The following is a 12161-nucleotide window of genomic DNA, read 5'->3' as shown; positions in this document are numbered from 1 at the left end:
TCCCTCGGTGTCCGCCCTGCTGACAGGCCATGGCAGCTTGCCCCTTCGCGGGACACGCGACGGATTGAATACTGTATGTTCGTACAGTATTCTCCTTCCTCCCCCAGCCACAACGACAGGCGGCGCTCGAGGCAGCGACGCCAAGGAAGGAACCGTCATGCGACGCTACGAAGTCATTCTTGAACGGGTCATGGTCCCGTATCACCAGCACGATCTGGCGCGGACGATCGCGACCCAGGTGCTGGACGCCCGGCTGGGCGGGCCGCAAGGCGTGGTCGAGTCCTTCCAGGCCTGCCTGGCGGTGACCGGGGGCGACCCGCGCTGGCCGGTGCCCGACACCGCGTCGCGGTCCGAGGTGGCGGCCGTCAAGCGCTGGCGCCGCGCGACCGAGGCGGCGCTGGACGCGATCGAGCGCGGCTTCGCGCACGTGTTCGTCGGCATGGCGGAGGAGGACATCGAGCTCGCCCGCGCGGACGAGTACCTGACCATCCTCCCTCACGTCCACGAGGAGCCCATCCCCGCGCGGCTGCTGGCGGAAGCTCGCGTCGGCCTGCCCTGGACCGCGACGGCGGCGATGGTCGTCAGCGCGGCGACCCAGGCCGCCATGCTGACACCGGCCTCGGCGATGTCCTCGGGCACGCTGCTGGCGCAGGCCCACGCCGCGGCGCACGCGCAGGCGACCGTCCGGCTGCGCTGAAGCGACCCGGCGGACCGCTCGATCGACCGGTTCGCGCGACTCGGTCGGGCGGTCGATTCCGGCGGCCGGATCAGACCACCGGCTCGGAGATCTCGATCAGGTTGAGGTCGGGATCGCGCAGGTAGACCGAGCGGATCTTGCCCGTCGCGCCGGTGCGCATCACCGGGCCCTCGACGATGGGCACCTGCAGCGCGCCCAGCCGGCGGATGACCTCGTCCAGCGGCACCGAGGCGATGAAGCATAGGTCCAGCGCGCCCGGGACGGGCGTGTGGGCCTTGGGCTCGAACTCGCGCCCCTTCACATGCAGGTTGATCTTCTGCGCGCCGAACTTGAAGGCCTGGCGCGCGACCGGCGGCGTGCCGCCGACGAAGCGCTCCAGCGTCATGCCGAGGACCTCGGTGTAGAAGCGGATGCAGTCCGCCTCATGGGCGGTGGTGAGGACCAGGTGGTCGAGGTGATCGATCAAGGCGGGCTCCCGGAAGGAAGCGCCGATTCTGCCCCCGTCAGCTCGCGCTGCCCGCCGCCGCGAAGGCCGTGGTGATCGGTTCATCCGTCTCCAGGGCGATCACCGACTCCTCGCAGGGCCGCGCCTCGCCCCTGACGCCGTAGGACACGTAGACCTGCCGCCCCAGCTTGAAGACCTGGTAGCGCCCGCCGTCGAGCTGCGCGTAGCGCACCGTGCGCAGCAGATACCCGTTCTTTCGCGTCTGGTCGTGGCCGGCGAAACGCCGGAAGTCCTCGCGGTCGACCGGCAGCACCCGCGCGCTGGCCAACCGCTCGAGCGCGGCACGACGGTCCGCGTGGGGCACCTCGACGAAGCCGCTCAGGCGCGGCGCCTGCTGGAACTCGTCGCTGCGCTCGGGGGGATAGGAGAAGTCGCAGAACGGCGGCGGGGGCAGTGTGACGGCGCCCGCCGCGAACAGGAAGTTCTGCATCCCGTCCTCACCGCGCAGATCGGCCCGGGCCACCTCCCAGTCGCCCGACGCCCCGCGACGCAGCCACACCTCCACGACGTAATCGCCCTTGGCCGCGTCCACGTCGAACGCGAAGGAGGCGGACGCGCCCTCCCCGTCGACGGCGCGCACGCGCGTGGCCGACGGCGCCAGCCCGCGCCAGAAGCGGAAGCCCGCCTCATGCACCTCCCCCAGCACCGAGGCGATCCGCCGATCCTGCCGGACGAAGCGCTCGGCCAGTCGGTACTCGTCGCTGCGCGTCCGGACCAGGTAGGTGCCGATCAGCAGGGCCAGCGCCACGGCCAGCAACAGCAAGGCCGCGCCCCACCCGCGCGCCCGATTCGATTGCATGTGATTCCCCTCGTCGTCCCGCGCCGCTTCACGTCGCTTTGTTTCTCTTTGTTAAGAGAACGGACTATCCATCAGGGGACACGGGCTCGCCAGCCGGAGCGCGTTTCGAATCGGGCGACAGGCGCCCGAAACCCGCATTCGCGGGGGCGAGAAAACCCGAGATCGAAGGGTCGCGGGCCCTCAGCTTGCCCGGAACACCAGCTCCCGGATCCTCGCCAGCCGCGGCGCCACGACGGGCACCGTGAGCATGGTCGATCCGACGGCCATCAGCAGCAACGCGGTGAAGGTCTCGCTGGTGATGATCTGTTTGTCCAGCAGCACGTTGGCGAAGATGATCATGATCAGCGCCTTGGTCTGCAGCAGCCAGCCGATGATGCCGGCCTCGCCCGGGCCCCAGCGCAGCAGGCGGCCGGCCAGATGGGTGCCGAGCAGCTTGCCCCCGATCGAGGCCGCCAGCAGCAGGCCCGCCGCGGCGAAGACCACGCCGCCCTGCAGGCCCCATTGGGTGCGCAGACCGGTGCTCAGGAAGAAGACCGGCATCACCACCAGCAGCACGTGATGCCGCAGGGCGTCCAGCTGCTGCTGCTCAAACCACTCCGCGTCCATCACCACCCCGGCGAGGAAGGCGCCCACCATGTAGTGCAGGCCCGACCAGTCCGCGCCGAAGGCGCAGACCGCCAGCCAGATCAGACCCAGGTACCAGCGGTCGCGCGCCGGCACCGCCCGCATCAGGCGGCGCAGCAGCATCGTCGCCAACGCGAAGGCCGCCAGGAACAGCACCTGCTTGCCCACCCGCGACCAGTCCATCAGGATCACCGCCAGCACGCCCCAGATCGCGATGTCGTCCAGGCTGGCGTAGCGCAGGATGCGCTGGCCGATGGGCTGGCGCAGGATCTCCAGCTTTTCCATCAGCAGGATGAGGATGGGCAGCGCGGTCACCGCGCAGGACATGCCGACGCCGACGATGAACTGCCAGGTCTGTGCCTGGGCGCCCATCCACTGCGGTCCCAGGCCCAGCAGCACGACCGCCGCCGCCGAGCCCAGCGCCATCGGCACGCCCAGCGCGAGGCCCGCGGTGATGCCGCTCTCGACGCGATGCACCCAGGCCTTCTTCAGATCGAGCTCGATGCCGGCGATCCAGACGAACAGCATCACCGCCCACCAGGCCACGCCGTTGAGCGACTGCACCACCGCCGGGTTGAAGACGAAGCCGTAGTACTCGGGGAAGGCGCGGCCCAGCACGCCCGGGCCCAGCAGGATGCCGGTGATGATCTGCACGACCACCAGCGGCGCGAAGTAATCGGTGCCGCCCAGCCGCCACACCAGGTAGGGGACGGTGAAGACGATCGCCATCGCGATCAGGAAGATCTCGGTCGTGCTCATCGGCGGCTCCTTCGGGCGTCGTCATCCGCCCCGGCGCGCTCGCGCTCGAGCCCGTCGATGACAACGTTGTCTCCCAGGGTTCGGATTGTGGGGAGAAGCCCCCACGATCGCCGCTCTCGCTTACCCTATGAAAGCGGTTTCATAGCATTTCACTCCGGCAGCTTCGCCAGGGCAATAGGGGCTCTCCCGCTGGTGGCGGCGATCAGGCCCAGCACGCGGCCCGGCTCGGCGCCGACCTGGTCCCAGGTGAAGCGCCAGCCCCAGTTGCCACCCAGCACGCCCGGCACGTTCATGCGGTGGGCGCTGCCCAGGCCCAGCACGTCCTGCATCGGATAGACCGACAGGTTGGCCACCGAGTTGGCGCAGGCGCGGATCATGGCCCAGTGGATGTCGTGGTCGCCGCAGGCCAGATAGCTGCCGACATAGGCGCGCTCGTGGGCGCTGGCGTGGTCCCACCAGCCGCGCACCGTGTCGTTGTCGTGCGTGCCGGTGTAGGCCACCGCGGCGCGCGGCCAGTTGTGGGGCAGGAACTCGTGGCCGCCGTCGCCGCCGAAGCCGAACTGCAGGATCTTCATGCCGGGGTAGTCCAGCGCGTCGCGCAGCTCGTGCACGTCGGGCGTGATGAAGCCCAGGTCCTCGGCCACGATGGGCAACTCGCCCAGGGACTTGGCGATGGCGTCGAACAAGGCCTTGCCCGGGCCGGTCTTCCACTGGCCGCGCGTCGCGTCGGGGCTGTCGCCGGGGATCTCGTAATAGGCCGCGAAACCGCGGAAATGGTCGATGCGGAACACGTCGGCCGAGCTCAGCATGCGCTTGACGCGCGCCGTCCACCAGGCGAAGTGCTCGTGGGCCATCTTGTCCCAGCGGTACAGCGGATTGCCCCAGCGCTGGCCGGTCGCCGACAGCGCGTCCGGCGGCACGCCCGCGACCACCGTGGTGCGGAACTGCTCGTCGAGCTCGTACAGGTCCGGGCGGGCCCAGCAGTCGGCGCTGTCGTGGGCGACGAAGATGGGCAGGTCGCCCATGATGTGGACGCCGCGCTCGTTGGCGTAGGCCTTCAGCGCACCGACCTGCACGTCGAAGCACCACTGCACGAACTGCCAGAACGCGACCTCGTCGGCGTACTGCGCACGCGCGGTCGCCAGGGCCTGCGGCTCGCGGGCGGCCAGGTCGCGCGGCCATTCCCACCAGGGCTGGCCGTTGCGCGGCGAGCGGATCGCCATGAACAGCGCGTAGTCGGGCAACCAGTCCTTCTGGGACTCGCACCACAGCTCGTAGGCGGCGCGTTCCTGCGCGGGGGCCTGGGCGAAGAAGCCGGCCGCGGCGGCGCGCAGTTGCTGCTCGCGCCAGGGCAGGACCTGGGCGAAGTCCACGTCGGCCGCGTCGAAGCCACCGGCCGGCGTCACCGGCTGCGCGAGCCAGCCCTTGGCCACCAGCGGCTCCAGCGCCACCATCCACTGGCTGCCCGCGAAGGCCGACACGCCCTGATAGGGGCTCTCGCCCGGGCCGATCGGGGTGCTGGGCAGCCACTGCCAGATGGCCTGGCCCGAGGACTGCAGCCAGTCGACGAAGTGATAGGCCTCGGGGCCGAAATCGCCCATGCCGTGCGGGCCGGGCAGCGAGGTGATGTGCAGCAGCACACCGGATTGGCGCTTGTTGAGATCGATCGTCATGGGGGTCGCTCGAAGTGATCGGTGAGGTCGGTGGAATCGGTGATCGTGGGGATCTGGGATCGTGGATGGGGGGCGGGATCGGTCGACGGGCGTTGCCGGATTCTCAGCCGCCCGCGCGGCAAAGGACCAGCCCGCGCGCCGGCACGAGCAGCGTGTCGCCGACCCGCGCGCCGGGCGAGGACTCGCCCGTGCTGTCCAGCAACAGCGTCCACGACGCGGTCGCGGTGCCGGGGATCGGTGCCGGCAGTCCGAAACTCCGCGGCTGCCCGCCCGGATTGGCCATGAGCAGCAGCGATTCGCTCCGGGTGGCAGCGCCTTCGCCGCCAGCCTCGCTCAGCAGCGCGCTCAGCGCGTGCCCGTCCGCGTCGTTCCAGTCCTCGGCGCGCATCTCGTGGCCCTCGGGGTGGAACCAGCGCAGCGACACGCGATCGCCGCCGTTGCCGGCGTCGTCGCCCGCCGCGAACCAGCTCGCCCGGCGCAGCAGGCCGTGGGCCTTGCGCAGACGCGCCAGCTCGGCGGTGAAGGCGATCAGCGACGCGTCGGCGCTGGGCCAGTCGAGCCAGCCGATCTCGTTGTCCTGGCAGTAGGCGTTGTTGTTGCCGCCCTGCCCGTTCCCGAACTCGTCGCCCGAGTACAGCATCGGCGTGCCCTGCGACAGCAGCAGCGTCGCGAGCATGGCGCGTCGCGCGCGCTCGCGGGCCTGGCGGATGACGGGATCGTCGGTCGGTCCCTCGACGCCGAAGTTGCCGCAGAGCTCACCATCGCGACCGTCGCGGTTGTCCTCGCCGTTGGCCTCGTTGTGCTTGCCGGCGTAGCTGACCAGGTCGCTCAGCGTGTAGCCGTCGTGCACCGCCAGGAAGTTGATCGACGCCAGCGGCGAACGCCGGCCGCCGCCGTTCGTCGGCGTCGCGGGATCGAAGACGTCGCTGGAGGCGCTGAAGCGGCGCGCGAACTCGCCACGGCCGATGGTCGTCCCCTCGGGGCCGTGGCCCAGCCAGAAGCCGCGCGCGGCGTCGCGGAACTTGTCGTTCCACTCCATGAAGCGGCCCGGGAAGCGGCCCAGCTGATAGCCGCCGGGCGCGGCGTCCCAAGGCTCGGCGATCAGATGGACCTGCGCCAGCAGCGGGTCCTGGCGCAGCGCGGTGTAGAACGGCGACGCGGGATCGTGACCCGCCGAGGTGCGGCCCAGCACCGGCGCCAAGTCGAAGCGGAAGCCGTCCACGCCCATCTCGCCCACCCAGAAGCGCAGCGAGTCCAGCACCAGCTGCGTCACGCGCGGATGCTCGACGTTGACGGTGTTGCCGCAGGCGGTGACGTTCTGCAGCCGGGACGGATCCTCGGGATCGAGGCGGTAGTAGCTCTTCTGGTCCAGCCCGCGCAGCGACAGCGTCGGGCCCCACTCGTTGCCCTCGGGCGTGTGGTTGTAGACGACGTCGAGCACCACCTCAAGCCCCGCCTCGTGCAGCGCGTGGACCATGGCGCGGAACTCCGCCGCCACGGCCGCCGGATCGTGGCGCACCGCGCCGGACGCCAGGCGCGGATCGGGCGCGAAGAAGCCCAGCGTGTTGTAGCCCCAGTAGTTGCGCAGCCCGGTGCCGAAGAGATGCGGCTCGTCGACGGCGTGCTGCACCGGCAGCAGCGAGAGCGTCGTCACGCCCAGGCGCTTGAAATGGGCGATCGCGGCCGGATGCGCCAGACCCGCGTAGCTGCCGCGCAGCGCTTCCGGGATCTCCGGATGACGCATCGAGAAGCCCTTCACATGGACCTCGTAGAGCACCACGTCGGCCGGCGCATGGCGCGGCGCGTTGGCGCGCGGGCTGGCGCCGGCGAGCGGCGCGGCCACCCGTGCCTTCAGCGCGGTCGGGCCGTTGTCGCGCTCGTCCAGCGCGAGCGGCCCGTCGGGATGGCCCAGTGGATAGCCGTGGTCCTCGGGCAGGCAACGGAACTCGCCGACGATCTCGCGGGCGTAGGGATCGAGCAGCAGCTTGCTCGGGTTGAAGCGATGCCCCTCGCGCGGCGCGTGCGGGCCGTGGGCGCGCAGGCCGTAGACCTGGCCCGGACGCAGCCCCGGCGCGAAGCCGGTCCACAGGCCGTCGACCGGCCCCTGCAGCGCGACGCGCTTGAGCTCGGTCGTGCCGGCCTCGTCGTAGAGGCAGAGCTCGACGCGCGTGGCATGCGCGGAGAAGACCGCGAAGTTGACGCCGCCGTCGCGGGCGGTCGCGCCCAGCGGCTCGTGGCGGCCGGGCTGCAGGACATCGGGGAAGGCAGTCATCGGAGGCATCGTCAATGCGGGGAATGCGGGGGAGCGGTGGCGGCGCCGATCAGACCGGCACGAGGTAGATCGTCGCCATCGGCGGCAAGGTGATCGTGATCATCGGCGTTTCCGCCGCGGCGAACACGGGATGCGCGGCGTCTTGCGCCCCGCTGTGAACGCCGCTGCCGCCGTAGACGGCCGCGTCGGTGTTGAGGACCTCGCGCCACTCGCCCCCATGCGGCAGACGCAGCGCGTAGTCGTGATGCGGCAGCGCGGTGAAGTTGCAGACGGCGACGACGCTGCCGCCCTCCCCGTCGTGCCGCGTCCAGGCGAAGACCGAACGCGCGTGGTCCGCCTCGGTGATCCATTCGAAGCCGTCGGCGTCGCCGTCCTTGCGATGCAGCGCGGGCCGCGCCCGGTACAGGCGGTTCAGATCGCCGACCAGGCGCTGCACGCCGGCATGGCGCGGATCCTCGAGCAGCGCCCACGGCAGCGCGCGCTCGAAGTCCCACTCGGAGCGCTGCGCGAATTCCTGCCCCATGAACAGCAGCTTCTTGCCCGGGTGCGCCCACATGAAGCCGTAGTACGCGCGCAGGCTGGCGAAGCGCTGCCAGTCCGCGGGATCGTGGTCCTCGCCCGGCATCTTGCCCAGCATCGAGCCCTTGGCGTGAACGACCTCGTCATGCGACAGCGGCAGCAGGAAGTTCTCGCTGAACGCGTAGACCAGGCCGAAGCTCATCTTTTCGTGATGCCAGGCGCGGTGCACGGGTTGCTCGCGCATGTAGCCGAGCGTGTCGTTCATCCAGCCCATGTTCCACTTGTAGTGGAAGCCCAGGCCGCCGTCATGGGTCGGCGCGGACACCAGCGGAAAGGCGGTCGACTCCTCGGCGATCGTGATCACGCCGGGCGCCTCGCGGCCCAGCAGCTCGTTCATGCGGCGCAGCAGCGCGATGGCCTCGAGGTTCTCGCGCCCGCCGTCCACGTTGGGGATCCATTCGCCCTCGGGCCGCGAGTAGTCGCGATAGAGCATGGACGCGACGGCGTCCACGCGCAGACCGTCGACGCCATGCCGCTCGGCCCAGTACAGCGCGGCGCCGCACAGGAACTGTCGCACCTGCGGCTTGCCGAAGTCGTAGATCAGCGTGTGCCAGTCGCGATGGAAGCCCTCGCGCGGATCGGCGTACTCGTAGAGCGACGTGCCGTCGAACCGCGCCAGGCCATGCGGATCGGCGGGGAAATGCGCCGGCACGAAGTCCAGCAGCACGCCCAGGCCCTGCGCATGGCAGGCGCGCACGAAGCGGCGCAGGCCGTCGGCGTCGCCCAGACGGGCGGTGGGGGCGTGCAGGCCCAGGGTCTGATAGCCCCAGGAGCCGTCGAAGGGGTATTCGCTGACGGGCATCAGCTCCACGTGCGTGAAGCCCAGGCCGGCGGCGTAGGTCGGCAGCTCATGGGCGAGCTGGTCCCAGGTCGGGAAGGCATGGCCGTCGCCGGGTCGTCGCCACGAGGTCGGATGGACCTCGTAGATGCTGAGCGGCGCGTCGCGGCGGTTGAGCGCCGCGCGGCTCGCCGGCAGCGGCATGGGCTCGGGCAGCGCGTCGATGACGCTGGCGTTGTCCGGCCGCAGCTGGCCGCGGAAGGCGTAGGGGTCGGCCTTCAACGGGAGCACCGCGCCGTCGGCGGCGGTGATCTCGTACTTGTAGAACTGGCCGCGCGCGGCGCCGGGAACGAAGAGCTCCCAGATGCCGGCGTCGTGCTCATCGCGTCGGCGCATCGGATGCGCGGCGCCGTTCCAGCCGTTGAAGTCGCCGACCACCGCGACCCGCGACGCCGATGGCGCCCAGACGGCGAAGCGCACGCCGTCGACCTGGCCATGCCGGTCGTGCCCTTCCTGCCGCTCACGCCGCGCGGCGCCTGGGGCTGGCGCTGAGGCTGGGACTCGGCCTCGCGCCGATCCCGAGACCATCGGATGCGCGCCCAGCCACAGCCACGGGCGCGGATGCTCGCCCCGCGCGAGCAGCGCGAGGTCGGCATCGGGCAGCAGCGGCGTGGCGGTCATGCCTGGCAGCGGATCGTGAAGGCGCGATGGCGCGGCGAGCTGGACGTCACGGAAGGCCGATGGCGACGGCGATCCGGTCAGCCCAGGCTCTTCGCCGACCAGACGCGGTCGACGTACTCGGCGATGGTACGGTCCGACGAGAACATGCCCATGCCGGCGATGTTCAGGACCACGCGCTCCGCCCAGGCCCGGGGATCGCGGAACAGCGCGTCGACGCGCTCCTGCGCGCGCAGGTAGTCGTCGAAGTCGGCGGTCAGCAGGTAGACGTCGTCGCCCAGCAGCTTGTCGACCAGCGCGCGGTAGCGGCCCGCGTCGCCCTGAGAGAAGTCGCCGCGCGCGATCGCCTCGACGACGGCGCGCAGTCGCGCGTTGCCCGCCACCGCGGCGCGGGCATCGTAGCCCTGGCGCTTGAGCGCCTCCACCTCGTCGGTCTTCAGACCGAAGCTGAACATGTTGTCCTCGCCGAAGGCCTGCGCCATCTCGATGTTGGCGCCGTCCCAGGTACCGATGGTCAGCGCGCCGTTGAGCGCGAACTTCATGTTGCCGGTGCCCGAGGCCTCGGTGCCCGCGGTGGAGATCTGCTCCGACAGGTCGGCCGCCGGGATGATGACCTCCGCCAGCGACACGCCGTAGTTGGGCAGGAAGGCCAGCTTGAGCTTGTCGCCCACGCGTGGATCGCTGTTGATCACGCAGCCCACGTCATGCGCCAGCTGGATGACGGACTTGGCCGCCACATAGGCCGACGCCGCCTTGCCCGCGATCACCACGGTGCGCGGCACCCAGTCCGCCCGCGGGTTCGCGACGATGGCCTGATAACGCGCGATGACGTGCAGCACGTTGAGCAGCTGCCGCTTGTACTCGTGGATGCGCTTGATCTGGACATCGAAGAGGCTGTCGACGTTCACCGTCAGGCCCAGGTCGCGCTGGATGCGCGCGGCCAGGCGCTGCTTGTTCTCGCGCTTGACGGCGCGCAGGCGCTCGCCCAGCGCGACGTCGCCGGCCAGCGGCCGGAGCCTGGACAGCTCGCCCAGGTCCTGGCGCCAGCCCGCGCCGATGCGCTCGTCCAGCAGCGAGGAGAGCCCGGGGTTGGCCTGCTGCAGCCAGCGGCGCGGCGTCACGCCATTGGTGACGTTGTGGAAGCGGTCCGGGAAGATCCGGGCGTAGTCCGCGAAGATGGTCTGCACCATCAGCTCCGAGTGCAGCGCCGCCACGCCATTGACGCGGTGCGAGGCCACGATGCTCAGCGCGGCCATGCGCACGCGGCGCTCGCCGAGGCCGTGTTCACCGCCCTCGTCGATCAGCGACACGCGTCGCAGCAACGCGTCGTCGCCGGGGAAGCGCGCTTTCACCTCCTCGAGGAAGCGATGGTTGATCTCGTAGACGACCTCGAGGTGGCGCGGCAGCAGCTGCTCGAAGAGCCGCACCGGCCAGGTCTCCAGCGCCTCGGGCATCAGCGTGTGGTTGGTGTAGCTGACCGCCTGGCGCGTGATCGCCCAGGCCGCGTCCCAGCCCAGGCCGTGCTCGTCGAGCAGCAGGCGCATCAGCTCGGCCGGCGCCAGCGCCGGGTGCGTGTCGTTCAGGTGGATGGCGTTGTCGCGCCCCAGGTCGGCCAGCGCGCGACCTTCGCGCAGGTGGCGGGCGATCAGGTCCTGCAGCGAGGCGCTGACCAGGAAGGCTTCCTGCTTCAGGCGCAGCACGCGCCCGGACTCGGTGCTGTCGTCGGGATAGAGCACCCAGTTGATCGCATCGGCCGCCACGCGGTGCGCGGCGGCGCCGTGGTGGTCGCCACGGCAGAAGGCGGCGAAGTCGATCGGCGCCTCGGCCCGCGCGTGCCATTGGCGCAGCGTGGAGACGCGCTGGCTGTGATGCGCCGGGACGATGAAGTCATAGGCCTGCGCGATCAGGCGCTCGGCCGGGACCCAGCGGCGCGCGCCGTCGGCGCCCACCTCGACGTGCCCGCCGAAGCCCACCGCGTAGCGCAGCTCCGGTCGTGCCGTCTCCCAGGGATTGCCCAGCGCCATCCAGTCGTCCGGGACCTCGACCTGGCGGCCGTCCTGGATGCCTTGCGCGAACATCCCATATTGGTAGCGCAGCCCGTAGCCAAAGGACGGCAGGCCCAGCTCCGCGAAGGAGTCCAGGAAGCAGGCGGCCAATCGGCCCAGCCCGCCGTTGCCCAGCGCCGCGTCGTTCTCGCGCTCCAGCACGTCGGGCAAGGCCTGACCCTGGGCGTCGAAGGCGACGCGCAGGGTGTCGTCCAGCTTCAGCGCGGCCAGCGCATTGCCCAGAGCCCGGCCCATCAGGAACTCCATCGACAGGTAATGCACGCGACGCACCTCGGCGTCCGCACCGCGCGCCGCGTCGGCGGCTTGCGTCTCGGCCCAGCGAAGACCCAGCGGCTCGCGGCAAGCTTGCGCGGCGGCGCGCATCAGCGCGCGGCGCGCGGCGGCCGGATCGACCGAAGCCTGGACGTCGGCGCCGGCGGCGCTCGCGGATGTGGCGGGGGCGCCGGCGAGCGCAAGCTCGCGGCGCAGCGCCTCGGTGAAGGCGGCGCTCAGGTCGATGGGGGCGGTCGTCATGGAGCGAAGTATCCATCAAGCGACCTGAATTTCTGTAGTTTCACTACATCGGGTTATCCCCGAATCAATGTTAAGCCATTGATTTCAATGGATTCAAACGGGCGAATTCGGGTGTGACAGCGTTGTGAATCGCCAATCAGACATGTATATTCTCTACAAACATCGCCCGACGGCACGCGGACTTTCGCGTCGCGCGGCCGGGCGGCCGATCGACAGCA

8 protein-coding genes are annotated in these 12161 nt (G+C 70.6%); 1 reads left to right on the top strand and 7 read right to left on the bottom strand.

Annotation, left to right across the window (positions count from 1 at the left end; translation table 11 throughout):
- Window positions 1-157 precede the first annotated feature (157 nt).
- Window positions 158-697: a hypothetical protein gene (locus MCHT01_RS16965; RefSeq protein ID WP_148661572.1), complete on the top strand. Its 540-nt coding sequence runs from the start codon at window positions 158-160 to the stop codon at window positions 695-697.
- Window positions 698-767: 70 nt separating this feature from the next.
- On the opposite strand, the gene MCHT01_RS16960 is transcribed toward MCHT01_RS16965, so the two are convergent.
- From MCHT01_RS16960 to MCHT01_RS16930, 7 genes are all read right to left on the bottom strand, one after another.
- Window positions 768-1163, bottom strand: coding sequence for a VOC family protein (locus MCHT01_RS16960; RefSeq protein WP_067066676.1), 396 nt, complete (start codon window positions 1161-1163; stop codon window positions 768-770).
- Between the two features lie 37 nt (window positions 1164-1200).
- Entirely contained in the window at window positions 1201-2001 is an 801-nt protein-coding gene (locus MCHT01_RS16955) for a hypothetical protein (protein WP_067066673.1), read from the bottom strand.
- A 180-nt stretch (window positions 2002-2181) separates the two neighbouring features.
- Window positions 2182-3384 carry a cation:proton antiporter gene (locus tag MCHT01_RS16950; RefSeq protein ID WP_067066671.1) on the bottom strand — a complete coding sequence of 401 codons (1203 nt, stop codon included), beginning with the start codon at window positions 3382-3384 and terminating at the stop codon, window positions 2182-2184.
- 149 nt (window positions 3385-3533) lie between these two features.
- The gene (malQ, locus tag MCHT01_RS16945) at window positions 3534-5057 is read right to left on the bottom strand and encodes a 4-alpha-glucanotransferase (protein ID WP_067066670.1); all 1524 of its coding nucleotides are present in this window, start codon (window positions 5055-5057) and stop codon (window positions 3534-3536) included.
- Window positions 5058-5160: 103 nt separating this feature from the next.
- Complete coding sequence (gene glgX, locus MCHT01_RS16940; RefSeq protein WP_067066668.1) at window positions 5161-7329, bottom strand: glycogen debranching protein GlgX; 2169 nt, start codon at window positions 7327-7329, stop codon at window positions 5161-5163.
- 49 nt (window positions 7330-7378) lie between these two features.
- Window positions 7379-9367: a 1,4-alpha-glucan branching protein GlgB gene (gene glgB / locus MCHT01_RS16935; protein ID WP_067066666.1), complete on the bottom strand. Its 1989-nt coding sequence runs from the start codon at window positions 9365-9367 to the stop codon at window positions 7379-7381.
- 77 nt (window positions 9368-9444) lie between these two features.
- Window positions 9445-11943 carry a glycogen/starch/alpha-glucan phosphorylase gene (locus MCHT01_RS16930; protein ID WP_067066665.1) on the bottom strand — a complete coding sequence of 833 codons (2499 nt, stop codon included), beginning with the start codon at window positions 11941-11943 and terminating at the stop codon, window positions 9445-9447.
- Between the last annotated feature and the right edge of the window lie 218 nt (window positions 11944-12161).

It is taken from the genome of Mitsuaria chitosanitabida ATCC BAA-476 = NBRC 102408 (assembly GCF_001598255.1).
Taxonomy (GTDB): Bacteria; Pseudomonadota; Gammaproteobacteria; order Burkholderiales; family Burkholderiaceae_C; genus Roseateles; species Roseateles chitosanitabidus.
This window is presented reverse-complemented; position numbering and strand designations above follow the sequence as displayed.